Genomic DNA, 21287 nt, shown 5'->3' on the forward strand with positions numbered 1-21287 from the left:
CGACAATGTCTTCGTCAACAGCCTCAGGAAGTTCGAGGATGAAATCGACCTCGGCGCGCCCAACCACCGAGCCATCCTCGGCAAGCATATCGATCCGAATGCGCTGGTTTTCCTGATCGAGTACATCGATCGCTTCAATGAGCCACCGGCCATCGCTGACTTCGGTCGAACCCACGATGGCGTTATCGACGTAGAGCCGAACACTCAGTCCATCTTCACCCGCACCGGCAAAGAAATTGCGATCCCCATCTATTTCCACCGCGTCGATGGTTGGTGCGGCAAATGTCTGCTGAGGAGGCGCGCCGACGGCTGGTTGCGCAGGGGCAGGACTTTCGAGGTCTTCAGCAGGCTCTGAAACAGCCGCTGCCGCTCCGTCGGATGGCTCTTCGCCAGATGGCGCTGAATCGGGCTCGACAGCCGGTACAGCAGCGTCTTCTTCGGCTGCAACCACCGTCTCGGCATCATCGGATTCGGCCAGCGGCGGCGTGACATTGGCAGGCCGGTCGGCTGGCACTGGCTCTTGACCTTCGGTCGAAGGTACCGGCTCTTGAGCCGGTGGAGCAGGCTCATCCGCCGCGGCTACAGCCACAGGCGCCGGCGCATCCTCGACAACATCACCTTCGTCCTGAGGCGCTGTTTCGTCGGGCGAGGTCGTCTCTTCGTCTTGCATCGGTGTGGTGGCGGGCACAGGAGCAGGCTGCTCCTGAGGCGCAAGGGCGGACTGCTCCTCAACCGATTCAGTCTGCTGTAGCGGGGCAGTCATAGGCGCAGCAATTGCGGTTTCCTGGCTGGGTTCCGCCTCATTCGCTTCGATATTGGAAGCGGGGCTCTCTTCTTGCTCATTTCCCGCCTCACCAGGAGCTTCAAGCGCTTCATCCGCTGCCGTTTGGCCATCCGCGTCCTGATCGGCAGTCATTTCGACGTCCGGCTCCGCTGCATTCGGGGCGGGCGGATCGGCTTGCGGGCTTTCCATATCGGCTTCGGCAACCGCCAGGGTCTCCGGGCTTGTTTCGGGCTCTGGCGACTCCGGCACAGCTTGTTGTTCGGCCGCTGCAACCGTCGGGTTATCGAGCCCCTGCAATATTTCGCTCGCCTCGCCCGGCGCCGATGCGATGACCAGAGGTTCGCTGGTTCGGTCGTCCTGAACGACAACGATAACCGACGTGTCGGCAAACCGGTCCGTTTCAACATCGAGAATGCGCAATTCGACACCGCCCGTCGGCAGCGGAGCGTCGGTCACGAAGGCAAAGTCGCCTGAGGTCTGCGCCGTCTCGGCCCCGATCTGGTCCTCATTGGCAAAAATACGGACTTCGCCGGATGGCGTCGCGCTGCCGGCAATAACTGCGGAACCGTCGGGTTCGACACGAACGAGGCCGAAGGCGGGCATTACAGCCTCTGAAACGCTGGTCGCTGTCTCCTGGCTCCCCGCCGCATCCGCCGCTTCACTGGTCTCAGCATCAGGTGATGCCTGCTCTTCCACGGGGCCGCTGGCAAGTTCCCGTGCTGTCTCACCATCACCAGTTGTCGCGGCCGATCCGCCAAAGAACGTCTCGCTCATGCAAATTGGGAAGTCACCGCGCTGAAGGCAGGCAATCGTACCCGGACCGGCGATCACGCCTATTGTGACGATGACCGTCGCTGCGGCGGCGCCGACTGCGAGAACGATGGGAGAGATGGGACGGGCCAGTGGAGCCTCCGTAAATGTTTCCCGGCCGCCGCATCGGCCATGTCTGCGATTCGTAGCTGCGAAACAGTCTTTTGAACTATAACGGCTAGGCCGTCTTCATCAACTTATAGGTGAACGACTCATACAGGGCCTCGAAGGAGGCATCAATGATGTTGGGCGACACGCCAACGGTGAACCACCGCTCGCCGGTATCGTCCCGACTTTCTATCAGCACACGGGTGACCGCGCCCGTGCCGCCGTCCAGGATACGCACCTTGAAATCAACAAGTTCGAGATCGTCGATCCGGTTCGAATACTTCCCCAAATCTTTACGCATGGCCAGATCGAGCGCGTTGATGGGACCGTTTCCTTCGGCAACCGACATGAGAATTTCGCCCTCCACATCAATCTTGACCACCGCCTCACTCACGGTGACCATTTCACCCCTGGCGTTATGGCGGCGTTCGATCGCCGAGCGATAGCTCGTTACATCAAAGAATTTCGGCAGCGTTCCCAACATCTTGTGGGCCAGCATAAAAAACGACGCCTCTGCTCCGTCGTAGGAATAGCCGCGGGCTTCGCGCTCCTTGACCTGCCGCAGCAACTTGTCGAGGCGGGGATCATCCTTGGCCATTTCGATGCCGAACCGCTTCAGGGTGGTCAGCAGATTGGATTTTCCGGCCTGCTGAGACACCATGATGAGCCGTTCGTTGCCGACACTTTCGGGGACAACGTGCTCATAGGTCGTCGGGTCCTTGGCAATTGCGGAGGCGTGGATTCCCGCCTTGGTGGCAAACGCCGAGGCACCAACATAGGGTGCCTGCCTGTTGGGTCCGCGATTGAGAATTTCATCGAACGCGCGCGAAACACGGGTCAATGTCTCGAGCTTTTCAGCCGTCACGCCCGTATCGAAGCGCTGGGAAAACACAGGTTTGAGCACCAGCGTGGGAATCAGGGTTACCAGATTGGCGTTGCCGCACCGCTCGCCGAGGCCATTGAGGGTGCCCTGGATCTGCCGCACGCCGGCCCTGACCGCTGCCAGCGAGTTGGCCACTGCCTGCCCCGTATCATCATGAGCATGGATGCCGAGTTTGTCGCCAGGGGCGATGGTCAGGACGTCGGCCACGATCTCTTCGATCTCGGAGGGCATCGTGCCGCCATTCGTATCGCACAGGACGATCCAGCGTGCGCCCGCATCAAGGGCTGTCTTGACGCAGTCGAGCGCGTAGGCGCGATTGGCGTTGTATCCATCGAAGAAGTGCTCACAATCGACAAAGGCTTGCTTGCCGGCGTCCGTCGCAGCCTGAACGCTTTCGGCGAGGCCCTTGAGATTTTCTCTGGTTGAAATACCCAAAGCCAGTTTGACCTGATGGTCCCAGGCCTTCGAGACGTAGCAGACAGCATCGGCGCTCGACCCGACAAGATCGGCAATACCCGGATCGTTCTCGACCGACCGCCCTGCCCGCTTGGTCATGCCAAAGGCAACGAAATCGGCGTTTTCCGTCCGTTTTTCAGAAAAGAACGCGGTATCGACCACGTTGGCCCCGGGATACCCTCCTTCGACGTAATCGATACCCAACCCGTCGAGAAGCCGGGCGATGGCAATCTTATCCTCGAGTGAGAATTCGATACCGGTCGTCTGGGCACCGTCTCGCAGGGTGGTGTCGAAGAGATAAAGGCGTTCTTTGGTCATGTGAGGTCGATACTTCTTGAAAAATGTCAGGTGGGCGCGTGACAGACCGCTTCGATGTTGTGGCCGTCCGGGTCGAAAACGAAGGCGCCGTAATAATCGGGGTGGTATACTTCGCGAACACCGGGAGCACCGTTGTCGCGGCCGCCTGCGTCGAGCGCTGTTCTATAAAAAGCCTCCACATCTGCCCGCGATTTTGCAGCGAACGCAATATGGAGCCTGCCCGTGCAACGCCCACCCGACTGGATCCAGAATTCGGGCTTTTCCTCGCCAAAGCCAGCGATCATGCCACCGGGAATTTCAAATTCCCGCAGCCGTCCATAGCCCAGCGTCGCAAGAACGGAATCGTAGAAATCCCGTGATGCCCGATAATCGGCGACCGTCAATCCGAAATGGTCGATCATGCTCATATGGCTCCTCCCTTATGGCCAATGGTCAGTATCGTGGTCTGGATGCTGAAAACTCTTCATCGAGGCGTAGGCTGACTCAGCCTCGGGCGTATCGGCCAAGGGGCTGGCTGGGACAAGTGGCAGACTTGAAATCGTGGGATGCATCTTTTCGCTGGCATAGGCCACGTCGAATGCGAAGTCCTCGGGCACATCAAAGCAGCCTATGGCCAGCGCCGTTCGATTTTCGGCCCATTCAAAGGTCAGCGGCGCGCCACAGGACGGACAGAAGCCGCGCTTGGCCACCGACGAGCTTTGAAAGCGGGAGGGCTCTCCACGCGTCCATTCAAGAAAGGTGTTTTCAACGGCCACATAGGCGCCGAACAGACCGCCGGTTGCTTTCTGGCACATACGGCAATGACAGATCGATGTATCGATCACCGGACCGGTGACCCGAAACCGTATGGCGCCGCACTGACAGCCTCCGGTGTGAACTTGGCTCATTGCTGCCTCGGCCTGGCCTGCCAATCGGGCGTGTCGTGATCGGGATGCTGGTGGTTGGTAGCCTTGATGGCCGAAGCCCAGGCCTCCCGGTCGGTCTCGGTCGCACCACCATCTTCTATGGACGTGATCGTTTCAAACCACGACACCGCCCCTTCCGTGCCGGTATTGGCACCTGGCGGGAACGCGCTCGGATTATCGAGCGAACCGATCATGAGGTTGGTACGGCCATTGTTGACGTCGTGATAGAACAGCGGCGTGCCGCAATTGGCGCAAAAACCGCGTTCCACATTCTCCGAACTGCGCCAGATCGCCGGCTTGCCGCGGGTCCATACCAATGTATCATCGGGTGCTGCGACGAGCCCGGCGAAAATGCTTCCCGACGCCTTCTGGCACATGCGGCAATGGCAAAGATGCGAATTGTCGAGCATCTGGGTGGAATGATAGCGCACGGCGCCACACTGGCAGCCACCGCTGACCTCCATATCGATGCGGTTCAAAGCGTATCCTCCTTTGGCGGCCAGGATTCCGTATCGTGGTCGGGATGCTGGTTGGAATGGATACCCGACATGAAATCACGCCATTCATCGGTTGTCTCGCGCACCGGCAGCGTGGACAGGTCCTCGAAAAAGGACGTCCTGTCGCTCAGATTGACCTGAATTACAGGCGGCACTTTTTCCGGTTCGTCAAAGGCGCCAATGGCCAACTCCAGACCGAACTTGGTCTCGTAGGCCAGCGGCGTTCCACACTCGCCGCAAAACGCACGACGCGCGGCGTCGGAAGACTGGAACCATTTGGGTTCGCCACGCGTCCAGTGCCCATCATGAGAGGTGACCAGAGGACCGAAAAAACTTCCGAACGCCTTCTGGCACATGCGGCAATGGCAGATCGAGCCGCGGCCCACCAGTTTGGTGGCAAAGCGCACGGCACCGCACTGGCAACCGCCAGTCAGGGTTTCACTGGCTTCGATGGCGCTCATCGCTTGATCTCCCATTTGGTGCGGCGTTCGCCGGATTCGGGGTCTTTGTAGTCCATCAACTGGATGCCATCTTTGAGCAGTTTGTTGCGGATGGCGTCGGCCATAGCAAAGTCCTTCGCCGCCAGTGCACCTAGCCGGGCATCGATCTGATCTTCGATGCCAGACGAGTCGCCAGCGTCATTTTTCAGGAGACTATTGATCGAAAAGCCAAAGAGCTTGAGCGTTGCTGCAAGACAATGGGCGGCTGACACCGTCCCCCGGTTGGCTTTGCGCGCCATGGCGTCCAGAACTGTCGACGCGCGGGAAAAATTGAGGTCATCGGCCAACTCGGCAATCGTTGATGCGTCGGGGGCCGTTTCTTTCCCAGCCTGTGCAGCGCGCTGCCAACTCACCAGCTTGTTTTCGGCCTCCTCCAGCCGCGCCACCGAAAAATCGATCGGCTCACGGTAGTGCGTCATCAGCATCGCCAGCCGCAGCACTTCGCCCGGCCATTTGCGCCCGCCGAATTTCTCTGTTTCCAGCAGGTCGTGAATTGTGACGAAATTGCCCTCCGACTTGCTCATCTTGCGACCCTCGAGCTGCAGATAGCCGTTGTGCATCCAGTAATTGGCCATCATTTCGGTGCCGTGTGCGCAGCGCGACTGGGCGATTTCGTTTTCGTGATGGGGGAAGATCAGGTCCAGCCCGCCACCATGAATGTCGAAGGTTTCACCCAGAAAGGCTTGGCTCATGGCCGAGCATTCAATGTGCCAGCCGGGGCGGCCGCGGCCCCAAGGGCTGTCCCAGCCCGGCTCATTTTCGCTCGAGGCCTTCCAGAGCACGAAATCGGCGGGATTTTCCTTGTGACTTTCAACAGCGACGCGGGCGCCGGCGATGTTGTCTTCGAGATTGCGGCCCGAGAGCTGACCGTAATCGGCCATGGAGGAAACGCGAAACAGCACCTCGCCGCCAGCCTCATAGGCATGGCCCTTGGCGACCAGCCGTTCGATGATAGTGACCATGCCCCCGATGTGTTCGGTGGCGCGCGGTTCGACCGAAGGTGGCAAGCAGCCGAGCGCGGCCACGTCCTTTTCGAACTGGGTGGCCGTTTTCTCGGTCACCTTGCGGATGGCTTCGTTGAGCGGCAGATCGGGGTAATCGCGCAGCGCGCGGGCGTTGATCTTGTCGTCGACGTCAGTAATGTTGCGCACATAGGTTACATGGTCTTCACCATAGACGTGGCGCAGCAGGCGGAACATCATATCGAAGACGATCACCGGGCGGGCGTTGCCGATATGGGCAAAGTCATAGACCGTCGGCCCACACACATACATCCGCACATTGTCCCGATTGATGGGGACAAAGTCCTCTTTGGTGCGGGTGAGCGTGTTGTGAAGCTTCAGGGTCGGCAGTTGCGACGGCATAAGGTGATGTCCCCAGGCGCAAGAGTTTACGCTGCTGGCAGCGGGTCCACTCCTTTGTGCCGGGAACATGAAAACCGCGCCGCCAACTTTACGTTAGCGGATAATGGTGCAGCCAATAATGCAGGTCAGGCCATTGGTTTTCATGGGCCGCACAATGGACGGGAACAAACCCCAAATCAAGCATGAAAATAGGGGCGGCGCCGACACGCCACCCCCAGAACGAAGACTTTGGAGTTTAGTCAGAAAGTGACTTCCATCCGAGTGCGGATGAACCGGAACCACTGCCCGTGTTCCGATGATTTAGACTGGCACGGTATCATCGCGCCGACCATCCCGATCACGGAAAGTTTTAGAGAGGCGAAGTTTTCGCGGCCGGTCGGCACTGGGAAGCCGCTAGCGGCCGCGAGACCTGACGTGTTTGGCGCTCCTGTAAGCTCTGACTATCTGCCCGACTCCAAGAGCTTTACCGATTGCTCGATAGAGCCGAAAACCGAACGGTTTTCGTTGTCCACAGCGTTTATCCGCACAATGTCATCAAGAGCGAGGAACGGCGTGCGAGCCTTGCCGATCTTGCTCTTTTCGGCCGTTCTGGCTTCAGCGATGCAGCCAAAACCTATGCCGTCATGCTTGAGCGGCAATATCTCATCATGGGCGTTGGCGACGGTTCCGGACCCGATGATGGTGCCCACGCCGAGTTCGCGCGTCTGCGCGGCCGCAACGATCAGATCGGCGAAATCGAAGCGCATGTCTCGACCTGCATTGGGCTGGCCATAAAGACTGTTGTTGACGTGAATGCGCACCTTGAGATGGAGCCGGTTGTCCTTCCAGCTCTCGCCCAGCTCGTCGGGGGTCACAAAGATCGGGGCGAAACTGGTCGCGGGCTTGGCGTGGAAAAAACCGAACCCGTTCTGGAGGTCGTTGAGAACCAGTTTACGCAGGGAAACGTCATTGCATATTCCGATCAGCCGGATCGCGGCGCTGGCATCCTCCCGGCTCGGGCGCATTAGCACATGCCCGATGACGACCACCACCTCCGCTTCGAAATCGACAGCGAGCCCGTCCTCGGGCACGACAATGGGCGCCATGGGCGCAACAAAACTGTCGGAGCCGCCCTGATACATCAGGGGGCGTTCGTCCTGCAGTTCGGTGTCGTGGCTCCCCTTGAGGGTGCGGACCCTGTCGAGATGCACCATATAGCCCGAGCCGTCGATCCACTGGTAGGCTCGAGGCAATGGTGCCAACGCCTCGCGCGGGTCGAACGCCATGCCGGCGATTTCGCCATTGTTAAGCTGATCGCTGACGGCATGGAGAATCGGGGCGCAACGTTCCCACTCGTCGAGCGCATCCTGCAGGTTGGAGGCTATGCGCCCCGCAGACGCGAAACGGGCAAGGTCTTTCGAGACGATAACCAGATGTCCGTCGGGACGACCGTTGCGCAGCGTGGCGAGTTTCATGAGTGGATAAGACCGGAAGTGATTGGCATTGGCCGCTAAGATGGCCCATACCTTGGCACAGTTAAAGCCTTGCGTTGAGACAAAAGCCTGATAAGCGGATCGCAAAGGTCGCAGCGGGCACCACATGGACGGTATGATTTCAGTTCGTTGTTCTTTTGCCGGGTGGGTGCGCCTGCTGATCGCCCTTCTGGCCTCTCTTGCCTTTGTTTTTGGCGACATGTCCGCCGCGATGGCGCAAAATCAGAATTGCGGCCAGATCACCGCCATCCTGCGCGGCATCGAGCGCAACCAGATGTTTCAGAGTTTTAACGGCATTGCCCGCGAGCTCCAGAACCGACAGGTCGAGGTGCGTCAGGCCGAAAGCCAATGGGTTGCATCGGGCTGCCAGCAGCTCCTCAATGCCGGGCAGGCGCTATCGGGTCAGTGCCAATCGATTGCCCAGTCCATTACCCTTGGCCGCAGCCAGGTCGAACAGCTGACCTCGATGGCTCAGGAGGGCCAGACTCTGGCCCAGAACTACCAGCAGGTCATGGCCGATTATCAACGATATGGCTGTGATACCGGCCAGTCGGGAGTCACCTTCGGCAATGAGGGAACGCGGGGCGGCCTGCTCGACGATATTTTCGGTGGCGGATACGATTACATCGATGGCTCCTACAATCCCTGGAGTACGCAGCAAACCCGTCGCACGGTCTGCGTGCGCACCTGCGACGGCTTTTACTGGCCGATCAGCTTTTCCACCACCGACGACTATGTCGCCCAAGACGCCATTCGCTGCCACGAGATGTGTCCGGGGACCGAAGTTGCCCTGTTTTCATACAGAAATCCGGGGGAAGAGCCCGAAGACATGATTTCGCTGTCCGGCACGCCATACCGTTCAATGTCGTATGCGTTTCGCTTTCGCGAAGAAATCGATACGAGCTGTTCGTGCCAGACGCGCGAAACGGTCGGGACGATTGCCTTGAACAATCAAGGCGAGCAGTCGCGTGCGATTATCGATTTCGGCGACCTGGAGTTTCCCTTGCCGCAACCCGACCCGCGGGGCACCCAGCAAGCTCAAGCAGTCGTGGCTGACTTGATTTACGTGCCCTTGCCACGCCCCCGACCCCGGGCCGATGGCACTGCCGATCCCATGCTCGCGCAGCCCGACCTCGAGGGACCGAATATGCGTGTCGTGGCCTTCGGCGACAAGAACGTCAGGATAGTCGGACCAGAGACACCTTACGTCCCAGAACCGGCAGAAGAGCCTTAAGCTCAGGGCCCTCGTGCCTGCCGGTCAACGCCAAGCGCAGCGGCAGAAAAAGCGCCTTACCCTTGCGGCCCGATTTTTCCTTGAGAAGGCCGGTCCACTGGCCCCATGTCTTTTCGTCCCAGGGCTCGTCGGGCAAGGTTTCACGCGCAAGGGAGATGAAGTCCCTGTCTTCATCTGCAATGATCGGATTGGCGTTGACCACGACATCCTCATAGAGCGGAACGAGTTGTGACAGTCGGGAAACGTTGTCGCGCAGGGCAAGCCATGCCGCTTGGGTCATTCCACCGATATCGCCCAATCGCTCACGTACTGTGGCAAAATCCATTGCATGGACGATGCGCGCATTGAGGGTTTCGAGTTCTGCGGGATCAAAGCGCGCCGACCCGTGCGAAATCATCGAGAACTCGAGCTTTTCGGCAATTGCATCGAGATCGGGATACGGTTCGACCGGCAGCGACGTGCCGGTGATCGACGCCATGATGGCAACCGCCAACGGCTCATAACCATCCTCGCGCAGCTGGCTCAGCGAGAGCGAACCCAGCCTTTTGGAAAACCCATGCCCCTCTGCATCGGTCAGAAGATTATGGTGGCCGAAAACCGGGGCGGGCGCGCCGAGCGCTTCAAAAAGCTCGATCTGCGTACCCGTGTTGGAAACGTGGTCTTCGCCCCGAATGATATGGGTAATGCCCATATCGATATCATCGACCACCGAGGTAAAGGTGTAGAGATAGCTGCCATCCTCGCGGATCACCACGGGGTCGGACATGGAACCGGTATTGACTGTCTGGCTGCCCTTGATGAGGTCCTCAAAGGCCACGGCGCGGCCATCGAGCCGGAACCGCCAATGCGGCTTGCGGCCCTCGGCCTCAAGCCTTGCCCTGTCCTCGTCCGTCAGGTCGAGCGCAGCACGATCATAGATCGGCGGGCGCCCCAGAGCCCGGGTGCGCTTGCGTTTGCGGTCGAGTTCGTCGGCCGTTTCATAAGCGGGGTAGAGCCGCCCTTCGGCGATCAATCTCTCGCGTGCGGCATCATAGAGCGGCAGTCGGTCGGACTGACGAACCTTCACCTCGGGAACAATGCTCAGCCATTCAAGATCGGCTTCGATGCCCGCGGCAAAGGCCTGGGTCGAGCGAGCGGTATCAGTATCATCAAAACGCAGGATGAATTTTCCGGCGTTCTTTCGCGCGAACAGCCAGTTGAGAATCAACGGGCGCGCATTGCCCAGATGCAGGCGGCCGGTGGGCGATGGCGCGTAGCGGACGACAACGCTCATCGGGCGACACTCCCGTCACGATAGCCCGAAGTGATGGGATACTTCCGCCCGATGCCGAAAGCCTTGGGCGTAAGCTTGGGGCCAGGCGCGGACTGGCGACGCTTGAACTCGGCGATATAGATCAGCCGTTCGATGCGCTTGACCAACTCGGCATCGAACCCCTTGGCAACGATTTCGGCCAGAGAAAGCTCATCTTCAACCAGCGCTTCGATGATCGCGTCGAGCACGGGATATGGCGGCAGCGAATCCTGGTCGGTCTGGTCGGGTCGCAGTTCGGCGCTCGGGGCCTTGGAAATGATTTCGGGCGGAATGACCACGCCGGACGGGCCGCGAACATCGGTGGGATAATAGGAATTGCGCCATTCAGCCAGCCCATAGACCTGCATCTTGGGCATATCCTTGATCGGATTGTAGGCGCCATTCATATCGCCATAGATCGTTGCATAACCCACAGCCATTTCCGACTTGTTGCCCGTGGTGATCAGCAGCGAACCGAGCTTGTTGGAAACCGCCATCAGGATGGTGCCGCGCATGCGCGACTGGAGATTTTCCTCGGTAATATCGGGTGCGCGACCCTCAAAAACCGCGGCAAGGCTCTCGTTGATCGCATCGACCGGCGCACCGATCGGCACGATGTCATAGCGCACCCCAAGCGTTTCCGCGCACGCCTTGGCGTCGCGCAAACTGGCTTCCGAGGTGTAGCGATAAGGCAGCATCAGGCAGTGAACGTTTTCGGCGCCCAGCGCATCGACGGCCAGTGCCGCGACCACTGCGGAATCAATGCCGCCCGACAGTCCCAATACCACAGACTTGAAGCCGTTCTTATGGACATAGTCGCGCAAACCGAGCATTGCGGCGTGCCACGGGGCTTCGTTGACCGGCACAAGTTCGGTCACATGTCCCTCAACGCAATGCCAGCCTCCTTCCCCTTTGCGCCAGTCCGACATCACCATATCGGGCACGAAACTCTTGCCCTGAAAGGCGAGTGAGCCATCTACATTGATGCCAAAGCTCGCCCCGTCGAACACCAGTTCGTCCTGACCGCCGATCTGGTTGGAATAAAGGATCGGCAGTCCGGTTTCCTCAACGCGCTGACGCACGAGATCGAGCCGCAACCGCTGTTTGTTACGCCAATAAGGTGAGCCGTTGGGGCAGAGCAGGATTTCCGCGCCGCTCTGGGCAAGCGCCTTGCAGACCGGCTCATGCCAGACATCCTCGCAGATCGGCACACCAACCGACAAACCCTTGATCGTCATCGGCTCCGGCAATTGGCCTGCCGTGAAATAGCGCTTTTCATAAAAAACATCGTCATTGGGCAATTCGACCTTGTTCCGGCGGTCGATGATCGCCCCATCCTCGGCCAGAACAACGCTGTTGTAGAGCTTACCGTCGGTGCTCCAGATTGTTGGCAGCAACACGGAGATGTTGAGGCCCTTGGTTTCGCGTGCCAGGGCCCGCGCAGCTTCCATCGCTTCAGTCACGAACTGGCGCTTGAACAGCAAATCCTCTGGGAAATAGCCGGTCAGATAGAGTTCGGTGAACATCAGGATGTCGGCGCCCGCCGCCTCGGCCTCTGCCAGCGCCCTGCGTGCAGTGGCGAGGTTTTCGGCAATTGCACCGACTTTGGGGTTCAGTTGAGCGAGAGCAATGCGGAGCGTATCGGTCACGAAATTCTATGTCCGGCGGTCATGAGAAGCGCGCCAGACTTATAGTGCGCAGCGATCGAGAGCAAGGCGGCGCAAGACAAAGCCGGGCTGCGAAAGCGCCCGGCCTGGTCTCAATCTTGATTTTGGCGTTCTAGAAGGTGCCGGTCAGTTCTATGACGGGCCCCCAGCGGAACAACTCCATAGTGCCTTGGGCCGTATACCCCTGTGACACGGTCGGGTCTCCCGGGTCGCGCGCCTCGAAATAGGTTTCGGTAGGGCCGGTGAGATAGTAGCCGCGCACCCCAGCCCTAATTGCGAAATTTTCATGTGGCCTGAAGCCAACCATGGCCTCGAGTGCGCCGCCATAGAGATGACCGGAAATCTGTGGGGCATTACCCTGCGTCAGGGCCGGATCGATCGAGGCAAGATCAAATGCCCCGTAAGTCCCGCTCAGCGATGCATAGGGAATGGCTGCAGCATCAACCCGAACGTCAAACACGTCGTTGAGGTCGGCACGGGCCGTCGCTCCAAGCCGCAGCCCATGAACCTCGAGAGAGTTGGGGTCGCTGTTGCCGCCGCCCGATCCCATCAGATACTCGGATCGACCCATGTAAGCGGATTCATTGAGATACTGATACCCTAGGAACCCGCCAAGCGCGAGGCCTTCGGTGTTGACGGGCAGATAGCCGAAGTCAGCCCCCCCATACGCAATTGTGCCGGCCGTAGTCGTCTGCAACCCACCGCTGGTCGGCGTCTGGTAAGCATTGTCTATCGCTGCGGCGTAGCCAAGATTGCCTTGAACATAGGTGTTGGTAGAATTGTCGTCGATCTTGCCGTGAACTTCGAGAAATTGACTGGAGTCGTCGGCTGCATAGTTTTGCCCGGCAATCGTGGCCCGCTGCCCGCCCATGCCATAGAAATACCGAATCCCCGCCTCGAAATCGAGGCTGTCCTCCTGCGGCATCATATCGACGGGATAGGCCGGCTTGAATACCGGATCCGGCTGCACGCCCCAATCGGCGGCGGTCGCCTGCCCACTTGCGGCAGCAACCAGGAGGCCCATGGCAAGGCCTGTGAGAAGACGCGACATTGAGCCCTCCGAACGACGCGAAACAATTCAGTTCATCTTGTTTATGAGCCCATTAGGGTTAACGTTGGCTAAATGGAAAACAAAAGGCGCTGTCCGCGGACAGCGCCTTTTCCGGTGCAACAGTATTAATCCAAGTCAATACCCGACGGCCTTGGCCGTGCCATTGGTCCGTTGGCCGTGCATTTCCTCGGCAATCAGGAAGGCCAGCTCGAGTGCCTGGCTGGCGTTGAGGCGCGGGTCGCAATGGGTGTGATAGCGATCCGACAGTGAGGCTTCGGTCACAGCCGATACGCCGCCGGTGCATTCGGTGACATCGCGGCCCGTCATTTCCACATGCACGCCGCCAGCGATGGTGCCCATTTCCCGGTGAATATCGAAGAACGATTTTACTTCCGAAAGAATGCGATCGAATGGACGCGTTTTGTAGCCCGATGATGCCTTTATGACATTGCCATGCATGGGATCACAGCACCAGACGACCGTACGTCCTTCCGATTTGACCGTTTCGATAAGACGCGGCAGATGCTCGTCGACCTTGTCCGAGCCAAACCGCGCGATCAGCGTCAGCCGACCGGGCTCGTCCTTGGGATTGAGCAGGTCCATTAGCCGCTTGAGATCATCCGACGACATGGACGGCCCGCACTTCACCCCGATGGGGTTGTTTATGCCGCGGAAATATTCGGCATGAGCATGGTCGGGATTGCGGGTTCGATCGCCAATCCAGATCATATGGCCAGACGTGGCGTACCAGTCATTGGTGATGGAATCCCGACGCGTCATGGCCTGCTCATAACCGAGCAGCAGCGCCTCGTGGGAGGTGAAGAACTTGGTTTCGCGCAGCACAGGCGTGTTTTCCGGGCTCAATCCAAGCGCGCCGAGAAACTCTATCGCATCATCGATCTTCTGGGCGACTTCCTCATAGCGCGGAAACCAATTGGAATCCTTGACGAAGCCCATTGTCCACTCGTGCACGCGCGAGAGATTGGCAAAGCCACCGGCGGAAAAGGCGCGCAACAGATTGAGCGTCGCCGCCGACTGTCGGTAGGCCTCGAGCTGGCGGTTGGGGTCCGGGATGCGCGCTTCAGGGGTAAAGTCGATTCCGTTGATGATATCGCCCCTGTATGAGGGCAGTTCCACGCCGTCGATGGTCTCGGTATCGGCCGAACGCGGCTTGGCAAACTGGCCGGCAATTCGGCCGACCTTGACCACGGGCTTGGATGCACCATGGGTCAGAACCACTGCCATCTGCAGGAAAACGCGGAAGAAATCGCGGATATGGTCCGCGTGGTGCTCGGCAAAGCTTTCGGCGCAATCGCCGCCCTGCAACAGGAAAGCGCGACCGGCGGCGACATCGGCCAGATTGGCCTTGAGGTCGCGTGCCTCGCCTGCAAAAACCAAGGGGGGAAACGAGGCGAGCCGGGCCTCGACCGATTCAAGCTCTGTCTGGCTCGGATAGGTCGGGACCTGCAGGATCGGTTTCGTCCTCCAACTGTCAGGTGTCCACGTGCTCATCGTTTCACTCGCTTAAAAGATGGTTCGCCTCCCCGAGAAGCCGGGAAGGTGCGGCGGTTTACCAACTACAGCCCCTCATGCCAAGTATTCTATGGTCGAACACGGCTGACGCGGACACGCGCAAGTCTATGGGTTGCGCTTTTCGCCATCGACCATGCGATAGCTGGGGGATTTGAAGGTCACCAGCTCTTCGGCCGCCGTGGGGTGTACGGCAATGGCGTGGTTGAAATCGGCCATGGTTCCACCCATCCCGAGCGGGATGGCCACCAGCTGGATCATCTCACCGGCCCCCGGGCCAAGGATGTGACATCCCAAAATCCGGCCACTATCGGTCTCCGTGATCAGCTTGAGCAGCATTTTTTCCTGTCGGTCCGACAGCGTGTTCATCATCGGCCGGAAGCGGGCAATGTAGATATCGATCGAACGGTAGTGCTCGGCGGCATCCAGCTCGCTCATCCCCACGGTGCCGATCTCGGGCTCGGAAAACACCGCGGTGGGGATCAAATGATAGGGCACCGTGGTTGGTGTGTTGTTATAGACCGTCTGGGCGAAAGCAGCGCCCTCGCGGATAGCCACCGGCGTCAGAGCCGCCCGACCGGTAACGTCCCCGACCGCATAGATGGAGGGCACCGAGGAGCGGGAATATTCGTCCACCACGACCGCTCCGGTCTGGTCGAGTTGCACGCCCGCGACCTCAAGGCCGAGGTGGCTCGTATTGGGATGGCGGCCGGTGGCAAACATCACCTTGTCGAAGGTCGCTTCCTCGCCATGCGAGAACGAAACGCATACGCCCTCCCCGTCCTTGCGCAATTGTGAGATATGGTAGCCGTAGCGAATGCGCACACCGCGTTCCCGCAGCGCGTCCTCAAGGCCATCGCGCACGTCATGATCAAAGCCGCGCAGGATCTTATCCCGGCGATAGACCAGCGTGGTGTCGACTCCCAGGCCGGAAAAGATCGTCGCAAACTCCACAGCGATATAGCCGCCCCCTTCGATCAAAATCGTTCTGGGCAGCTTTTCGAGATGGAAGGCTTCATTCGATGTGATGCCCAGGTCGCTGCCTTCGATGTGGGGCTTGAACGGAGCACCGCCGGTGGCGATCAGAATCCGCTCGGCCTCCAGCTCCTCGCCGGTCGATAGCTTAACCGAATTCGGGCCAGTCACATTGGCGCGAGCCTTGAAGGCTTTCACGCCAGAACCATCAAGCAGCGTCTCATAGATTTTTTCGAGCCTGCCGATTTCCTTGTCCTTGTTGGCCAGAAGGGTCGGCCAGTCGAACGAGGCATCGACGGTCCAGCCAAAGCTCGGGGCCACGTCGAAAAGATCGCCGAAGCGGGATGCGTAAACAAAAAGCTTTTTTGGAACACAGCCACGGATGACGCAGGTGCCGCCGTAGCGGTATTCCTCGACGATTGCGACCTTGGCTCCCAGCTGCGCGGAAACCCGCGCCGCGCGCACGCCTCCCGAGCCCCCACCGATAACGACCAAATCAAACTTCTCGCTCATGGGGACCCCGCGCCGCTGCTGTGTTTCGAGGAAACGATATAGGCGTCCGTAGCGTACAAAAAAACCCCCGTCCTGTTGGACGGGGGCTAAACCAACCGTGAAGAGCCAGACCTTATTGCGGCGCAGCTTCCTCTTCTTCGGGGGCGGGCGCTTCGACCTCGGGGGCATTGTATCCCTGGTTGCGCAGTTCAGTGCGCACACGCGAGAGGAACTCGTTGCCCGTGTTGCGGCTCCACACACCCAGTGCCAGTTGAAGATCCTCGTTGATGCCCGCATTCTGGCTCAGCAGCTTCTGGCCGACCGGCGTTTCATAAAAGCTCACAATCTCTTCGAGCTCTTCGAGCGAAAAGCGGATGGCATAGATGCGCGCGAACTGATTGTAGAGCGGATCGCGATTGACGAGATAGCCGTCATACACTGTCTGCAGCGCATTGATCAGCGGATCACGCAATGACGGGTCTTCCTGAATCATCAGGCGCATGACCCGCAAGCCCATCTCGACGAGGGTGCGTTCATAGAGCTGCGCGGAATCGGTCATGTCCACATATTCGCGCGCCTTTGCGAGATGCTCGGGTGAAATTTCCTGTTGCGCATGGGCAGGAGCTGCCGCCACCAGTGCGGTGCCGGACAGAATAAGCGCCGCAGCGAGCCGGCGCAGAGTGGGCAGGAAAGTCATTGTGCGTACGGTCCCTTACGAAAACGGGTTATGATTTCACATGCTCGGAGAGCTTGATCGTCCCCCCGGGCGTAGCAAGATAGGCGTCGGAACACAAATCGATGAACAGCCCGTGCTGGACGACACCGGGAATTTCGAGCAGTGCCAAAGAGAGAGCTTTTGCGTCCGAAATACGGCCAAAAGATGCGTCCACGATATAGTGGCCACCATCGGTCACAAAGGTCTCACCGTCGGCTCTTTTCCGCAATGCCTTTCCACCCTGAGCGCCGAACCGGGCCATCACGCCAGCGATCGCCCTTTCGGTTGCGGCAAGGCCGAAAAGATTGACCTCGATCGGCAGGGCGTATGCGCCCAGCGTATCGACGAGCTTGGTTTCATCGGCAATCACGATCATGCGCGCCGAGGCCGCTGCCACGATCTTTTCGCGCAGCAACGCTCCGCCACCGCCCTTGATGAGCTGGAAGTTCCGGTCGATCTCGTCGGCGCCATCAATCGTAACATCAAGACGGTCGATATCGTCGAGCGTGGTCAGAGCAATGTCGAGTCCGCGCGCCTGCGCCGCAGTCACCTCCGATGTCGGCACGCAGATGCACTCAAATCCCTTTGCCACTTCCGCGCCGAGCAGATCGACAAAATGTTTGGCCGTCGAGCCCGTGCCGAGCCCGATCCGCATGCCCGAACGGATTTCGGACATGGCCGCCTGGGCCGCCTTGCGCTTGAGGTCTTCACTCACGTTCTGAAATCTCCCGGTTTTGCCTCTAGAACGGCAGTTCGCGGCGCCTGTCAACGCTACCAAGGTCGATGCAGGTCGTATCGGATGCGAAACTCGGGTTTTCGCTCCATGCAATAGGGCCTATATTCTTGCGATGACCAATCACGTACCCCAGCGCCCGCTCGTCGACAGTTTTGGCAGACACGTCACCTATCTCAGGGTTTCGGTGACCGACCGCTGCGATTTTCGCTGCACCTATTGCATGGGCGAAGACATGGTTTTCCTGCCCAAGAGCGAGGTGCTCAGCTTCGAGGAAATCCAGGAGGTTATCGGCGCATTTGTCAGACGCGGTGTTCGCAAGGTCCGACTGACGGGCGGAGAGCCGTTGGTTCGCCGTGACATTATCAAACTCATCGAAGCGCTTTCGGAAAGCCATCTGGCGCAAGGCGAGCTCGAGGAGTTGACACTAACCACCAATGGCAGCCAGCTCGCACAGCATGCCGGGCGCCTGGCGGAGTTGGGCATTCGCCGGGTCAATGTCTCGCTCGATACGCTTGATGGCGAAAAGTTTGCGGCGATAACCCGGCGCGGACGCTTGCCACAGGTTCTTGACGGCATCTATGCGGCGCGTGATGCGGGCCTGTCGGTCAAGCTCAACATGGTGGCGATCAAGAGCGTCAACGAAGACGAGATCCTGCCCATGCTCGAGTGGGCCCATTCCGAAGGGTTCGAATTGACCCTGATCGAAGAAATGCCGCTCGGCGATGTTGCCTTCGAGCGTGCCGACACTCACCTGTCGCTGCGCACGGTTCGCGACCGGCTTGCCGAGCGCTTCACGCTCACGCCCATTGCCAAGCGCACCGGCGGGCCGGCCCGCTACGTGCGGGTGGAGCAGACCGGCGGCACCATAGGGTTCATTACTCCGCTGAGCCACAATTTCTGCGAAAGCTGCAATCGGGTGCGTCTGACCTGCACCGGGCAACTTTACATGTGCCTTGGACAGGACGATCGGGTCGATCTGCGCGCGGCGTTGCGCGAGGGCGGCCCGGACGGGCTCGATGCCGCGCTTGATCGCGCGATGATCCTCAAGCCCAAAGGCCATGACTTCGTGATCGAGCGCCGCTCTGCCCCGGCCGTCGGCCGGCACATGTCCGTGACGGGCGGCTAGTCCCCCACGACCGCGAACTCGAGCGGCAGGGCCGTCGTATATTTGATCTGCTCCATGGCAAAAGACGAGCTGACGTCGGACAGCGCGATTTTGGAGATCAGCTTTTTATAAAAGATGTCATAGGCCTGAATGGACGGTACGACCACGCGCAGCAGATAATCGACGTCCCCGCTCATGCGGTAGAACTCGACGACTTCGGTAAAATCCTCGACGACGGCGGCAAACTTGCGCAACCACGCATCGTTGTGCTCGTTTGTCTTGACGGCCACAAACACTGTTACGCCCGCGTTGACCTTTTCGGGATCGAGCACGGCGACGCGGCGCTTGATGACCCCTTCTTCCTCCATTTTCTGGATGCGGCGCCAGCATGGTGTGGTGGACAAACCGACCTTTCGGCCGATTTCCGCCACTGGCATCGTGGCATCCTTTTGCAAAAGCTGGAGAATTTTGCGGTCGAGTTTGTCGAGCGCCATGAAAGCCCCTGAAATAGTATTCTTATAATCAACGAAAATTTCCAGCATTCTGGAAAATCGTCCGCCTCAGCGCGACATTTGACGTGCCGGCATTGCCCATGTCAAGGCAAACAACCCCCGGGGCTCAGCCATCGGCCCGTCCGTCCTCATACCCTCGAACCGGCCAGTCAGCGGGGCTCCGGTCAACTATGGTGAAAATTGCGTCTAACTGGGTGGTGCAGTTCAACGTCCTGTTAACCACGCGTGGCTTAGCGTTGAGTCTAGCGTACAGGTTAGTCCGTTTTATGCTGACCTGATGAGTAGTTGAGTAGCGTAACGAGAGTTCGATGGCGTCCAGCCAGCCTAACCGTGCAACCGAAGCGCCGCGTCGGGGAGAATCGCGCCGTACGGTTCAGCGTGCCGTCCTCGATGCACGCCAGAAGTTGACCTCAAGTTCAGGCACGCGGGCCACTTTCGATTATGAACTGCTGGCCGAATATGCCAACGCCCGGCTAACGAGCCTCCTTCCCACACTGGTGCTGTTGAGCATCCTCTCGCTCGCTGCAATCTTGTGGATCGATCCGATTATCGCTGCGCTCTGGGCCAGCGTCGTCGGCGTTGCCAATCTCGGTATCGCCATGATCTGCCGGCGGTTCCGAAAGCAAAGCTCGTCCAAATTCAATCCCCGCCGTTGGACGCAGACCTTCATCATCGCCGAAACGATCACCGGTCTGTCCTGGGCCACGCTGCCGGTCCTCACCATCAGCGGCGGCGGGCAGGATATCCAGATCATCATCTTTGCCATGCTGCTGGTCGGAGTCGCTGCAAACGCCGTTGCAACGCGCACCCTGCCCAGCGCCACCCTGGTGACCACGTTCCCCGGAACCGTGAGTGTGGCCGCCATGCTCATCTGGAGCGGCGGCACGCTCAATTATGCGATGTCGGTTGTTGCCATCGGGGCGTTCTTCTTTTTTCTGTTTCTCACCCGCCAGCTCTACAAGTCCGAAATCGGCAATCTTGAACATCAATGGGAAAAAGATGCTCTGATCCTCGAGCTTGAGGAAGCGCGCACGATGTCGGATGAAGCCCGTCGGCATGCCGAGCAGGCCAATATTGCCAAGTCGCGCTTCCTTGCCACCATGAGCCACGAGTTGCGCACGCCGCTCAATGCCATCATCGGATTTTCCGAGGTGCTGAAATCGGAACTGCTGGGAGCTCACGCAGTTCCCCAATACAAGGAGTATGCTGGCGATATTCACGCCAGCGGGCAGCATCTTTTGACCCTCATCAACGAATTGCTCGACCTGTCGCGGATTGAAGCGGGGAAATACGAGCTCAACGAAGAGGGCATCTCGCTTGCCGATATTTCCGACGATTGCCGCCGCATGCTCGAAATCCGGGCCCGTTCCAAGAATGTCGATCTTCAGTTCGAGGCTGGCGATTCGCTACCTAAGATCTGGGGCGACGAGCGCGCCGTGCGTCAGGTGGTCCTCAACCTTCTCTCGAACGCCATCAAGTTCACTCCACAATCGGGTAAGATCGTTCTGACCGTGGGGCGGTCGACAGATGGCGGGCAATTCATCTCCGTGGTCGACAACGGCCCCGGAATTCCCGAAGAGGAAATCGAAACCGTCTTGTCGTCTTTCGGTCAGGGATCGCTGGCGCAAAAGACCGCCGAGCAAGGGGCCGGCCTCGGTTTGCCCATCGTCCAGAAGATCATGGACCTTCATCAGGGACGGTTCGATCTGTTCTCCAAGCTGCGCTTCGGCACCGAAGTGATCGCCACCTTCCCCCGAGCCCGCGTCATGGAAGGCATCGCGCCTGTGGTCGAGCAGCGCAACAGGCTTGAGATCTACTCGGAAGCTTCCTAGAGCGCGTCTTGATCTGATTGAATCGGTTTGGGATTCCCAAATCGATTTTG

18 protein-coding genes and 1 pseudogene are annotated in these 21287 nt (G+C 59.2%); 3 read left to right on the top strand and 16 right to left on the bottom strand.

Annotated elements, in window-relative coordinates; all coding sequences use genetic code 11:
* The 8 genes and pseudogenes from AACZ55_RS09885 to AACZ55_RS09920 all read right to left on the bottom strand — a co-directional run.
* A pseudogene (locus AACZ55_RS09885) lies at nucleotides 1–1558 on the bottom strand (hypothetical protein); the annotation flags it as partial.
* Nucleotides 1559–1772: 214 nt separating this feature from the next.
* Nucleotides 1773–3359: a citramalate synthase gene (gene cimA, locus AACZ55_RS09890; protein WP_339645705.1), complete on the bottom strand. Its 1587-nt coding sequence runs from the start codon at nucleotides 3357–3359 to the stop codon at nucleotides 1773–1775.
* A gap of 26 nt (nucleotides 3360–3385) precedes the next feature.
* Nucleotides 3386–3760, bottom strand: a complete 375-nt coding sequence (locus AACZ55_RS09895) for a VOC family protein (RefSeq protein WP_339645742.1) — start codon at nucleotides 3758–3760, stop codon at nucleotides 3386–3388.
* An 18-nt stretch (nucleotides 3761–3778) separates the two neighbouring features.
* Complete coding sequence (locus AACZ55_RS09900) at nucleotides 3779–4246, bottom strand: GFA family protein (RefSeq protein ID WP_339645708.1); 468 nt, start codon at nucleotides 4244–4246, stop codon at nucleotides 3779–3781.
* Complete coding sequence (locus AACZ55_RS09905) at nucleotides 4243–4743, bottom strand: GFA family protein (RefSeq protein WP_338607256.1); 501 nt, start codon at nucleotides 4741–4743, stop codon at nucleotides 4243–4245. The genes AACZ55_RS09900 and AACZ55_RS09905 overlap by 4 nt, the downstream gene beginning before the upstream one ends.
* The gene (locus AACZ55_RS09910; RefSeq protein WP_339645711.1) at nucleotides 4740–5222 is read right to left on the bottom strand and encodes a GFA family protein; all 483 of its coding nucleotides are present in this window, start codon (nucleotides 5220–5222) and stop codon (nucleotides 4740–4742) included. The genes AACZ55_RS09905 and AACZ55_RS09910 overlap by 4 nt, the downstream gene beginning before the upstream one ends.
* Nucleotides 5219–6625, bottom strand: coding sequence for a cysteine--tRNA ligase (cysS, locus tag AACZ55_RS09915; RefSeq protein WP_339645714.1), 1407 nt, complete (start codon nucleotides 6623–6625; stop codon nucleotides 5219–5221). The genes AACZ55_RS09910 and cysS overlap by 4 nt, the downstream gene beginning before the upstream one ends.
* Before the next feature lie 440 nt (nucleotides 6626–7065).
* Entirely contained in the window at nucleotides 7066–8079 is a 1014-nt protein-coding gene (locus AACZ55_RS09920; protein ID WP_339645717.1) for a fumarylacetoacetate hydrolase family protein, read from the bottom strand.
* A gap of 133 nt (nucleotides 8080–8212) precedes the next feature.
* Here AACZ55_RS09920 and AACZ55_RS09925 point away from each other — a divergent pair, with 133 nt between their 5' ends.
* Nucleotides 8213–9331, top strand: coding sequence for a DUF2865 domain-containing protein (locus AACZ55_RS09925; protein ID WP_338607260.1), 1119 nt, complete (start codon nucleotides 8213–8215; stop codon nucleotides 9329–9331).
* Here the strand turns inward: AACZ55_RS09925 and AACZ55_RS09930 are convergent.
* The 7 genes from AACZ55_RS09930 to rpiA all read right to left on the bottom strand — a co-directional run bounded on the left by AACZ55_RS09930 (nucleotide 9276) and on the right by rpiA (nucleotide 17767).
* Entirely contained in the window at nucleotides 9276–10604 is a 1329-nt protein-coding gene (locus AACZ55_RS09930) for a glutamate--tRNA ligase (RefSeq protein ID WP_339645720.1), read from the bottom strand. The genes AACZ55_RS09925 and AACZ55_RS09930 overlap by 56 nt on opposite strands.
* Complete coding sequence (locus AACZ55_RS09935) at nucleotides 10601–12271, bottom strand: NAD+ synthase (RefSeq protein WP_339645723.1); 1671 nt, start codon at nucleotides 12269–12271, stop codon at nucleotides 10601–10603. Before AACZ55_RS09935 ends, AACZ55_RS09930 begins: the two co-directional genes overlap by 4 nt.
* A gap of 130 nt (nucleotides 12272–12401) precedes the next feature.
* Nucleotides 12402–13340, bottom strand: coding sequence for a hypothetical protein (locus tag AACZ55_RS09940; RefSeq protein WP_339645726.1), 939 nt, complete (start codon nucleotides 13338–13340; stop codon nucleotides 12402–12404).
* Nucleotides 13341–13475: 135 nt separating this feature from the next.
* Nucleotides 13476–14852 carry a 3-deoxy-7-phosphoheptulonate synthase class II gene (locus AACZ55_RS09945; protein ID WP_338607268.1) on the bottom strand — a complete coding sequence of 459 codons (1377 nt, stop codon included), beginning with the start codon at nucleotides 14850–14852 and terminating at the stop codon, nucleotides 13476–13478.
* Between the two features lie 126 nt (nucleotides 14853–14978).
* Nucleotides 14979–16358 (bottom strand): glutathione-disulfide reductase, encoded by a 1380-nt coding sequence (gene gor / locus AACZ55_RS09950; protein WP_339645729.1) that lies wholly within the window; start codon nucleotides 16356–16358, stop codon nucleotides 14979–14981.
* A gap of 112 nt (nucleotides 16359–16470) precedes the next feature.
* Nucleotides 16471–17034: a DUF2059 domain-containing protein gene (locus AACZ55_RS09955; RefSeq protein WP_338607270.1), complete on the bottom strand. Its 564-nt coding sequence runs from the start codon at nucleotides 17032–17034 to the stop codon at nucleotides 16471–16473.
* 28 nt (nucleotides 17035–17062) lie between these two features.
* Nucleotides 17063–17767 (bottom strand): ribose-5-phosphate isomerase RpiA, encoded by a 705-nt coding sequence (rpiA, locus tag AACZ55_RS09960; protein ID WP_339645733.1) that lies wholly within the window; start codon nucleotides 17765–17767, stop codon nucleotides 17063–17065.
* Nucleotides 17768–17900: 133 nt separating this feature from the next.
* Here rpiA and moaA point away from each other — a divergent pair, with 133 nt between their 5' ends.
* Entirely contained in the window at nucleotides 17901–18914 is a 1014-nt protein-coding gene (gene moaA, locus AACZ55_RS09965; RefSeq protein ID WP_339645736.1) for a GTP 3',8-cyclase MoaA, read from the top strand.
* Here moaA and AACZ55_RS09970 read toward each other — a convergent pair.
* Nucleotides 18911–19387, bottom strand: a complete 477-nt coding sequence (locus AACZ55_RS09970) for an Lrp/AsnC family transcriptional regulator (RefSeq protein WP_014130061.1) — start codon at nucleotides 19385–19387, stop codon at nucleotides 18911–18913. The two genes, moaA and AACZ55_RS09970, sit on opposite strands and share 4 nt — an antisense overlap.
* Before the next feature lie 326 nt (nucleotides 19388–19713).
* On the opposite strand from AACZ55_RS09970, the gene AACZ55_RS09975 reads away from it, so the two are divergent.
* On the top strand, nucleotides 19714–21237 hold the full coding sequence (locus AACZ55_RS09975; RefSeq protein ID WP_339645739.1) for a HAMP domain-containing sensor histidine kinase: 1524 nt from the start codon (nucleotides 19714–19716) through the stop codon (nucleotides 21235–21237).
* The last annotated feature ends 50 nt before the right edge of the window (nucleotides 21238–21287 follow it).

Source organism: uncultured Pelagibacterium sp., from assembly GCF_963972885.1.
Taxonomy (GTDB): domain Bacteria; phylum Pseudomonadota; class Alphaproteobacteria; order Rhizobiales; family Devosiaceae; genus Pelagibacterium; species Pelagibacterium nitratireducens.

Bases quoted from the DNA above. Each gene is read 5' to 3' on its own strand.
- cimA (WP_339645705.1), bottom strand. From the start codon at position 3,359: ATGACCAAAGAACGCCTTTATCTCTTCGACACCACCCTGCGAGACGGT.
- AACZ55_RS09895 (WP_339645742.1), bottom strand. From the start codon at position 3,760: ATGATCGACCATTTCGGATTGACGGTCGCCGATTATCGGGCATCACGG.
- AACZ55_RS09900 (WP_339645708.1), bottom strand. From the start codon at position 4,246: ATGAGCCAAGTTCACACCGGAGGCTGTCAGTGCGGCGCCATACGGTTT.
- AACZ55_RS09910 (WP_339645711.1), bottom strand. From the start codon at position 5,222: ATGAGCGCCATCGAAGCCAGTGAAACCCTGACTGGCGGTTGCCAGTGC.
- cysS (WP_339645714.1), bottom strand. From the start codon at position 6,625: ATGCCGTCGCAACTGCCGACCCTGAAGCTTCACAACACGCTCACCCGC.
- AACZ55_RS09920 (WP_339645717.1), bottom strand. From the start codon at position 8,079: ATGAAACTCGCCACGCTGCGCAACGGTCGTCCCGACGGACATCTGGTT.
- AACZ55_RS09925 (WP_338607260.1), top strand. From the start codon at position 8,213: ATGATTTCAGTTCGTTGTTCTTTTGCCGGGTGGGTGCGCCTGCTGATC.
- AACZ55_RS09930 (WP_339645720.1), bottom strand. From the start codon at position 10,604: ATGAGCGTTGTCGTCCGCTACGCGCCATCGCCCACCGGCCGCCTGCAT.
- AACZ55_RS09940 (WP_339645726.1), bottom strand. From the start codon at position 13,340: ATGTCGCGTCTTCTCACAGGCCTTGCCATGGGCCTCCTGGTTGCTGCC.
- AACZ55_RS09945 (WP_338607268.1), bottom strand. From the start codon at position 14,852: ATGAGCACGTGGACACCTGACAGTTGGAGGACGAAACCGATCCTGCAG.
- gor (WP_339645729.1), bottom strand. From the start codon at position 16,358: ATGAGCGAGAAGTTTGATTTGGTCGTTATCGGTGGGGGCTCGGGAGGC.
- AACZ55_RS09955 (WP_338607270.1), bottom strand. From the start codon at position 17,034: ATGACTTTCCTGCCCACTCTGCGCCGGCTCGCTGCGGCGCTTATTCTG.
- moaA (WP_339645736.1), top strand. From the start codon at position 17,901: ATGACCAATCACGTACCCCAGCGCCCGCTCGTCGACAGTTTTGGCAGA.
- AACZ55_RS09970 (WP_014130061.1), bottom strand. From the start codon at position 19,387: ATGGCGCTCGACAAACTCGACCGCAAAATTCTCCAGCTTTTGCAAAAG.
- AACZ55_RS09975 (WP_339645739.1), top strand. From the start codon at position 19,714: ATGGCGTCCAGCCAGCCTAACCGTGCAACCGAAGCGCCGCGTCGGGGA.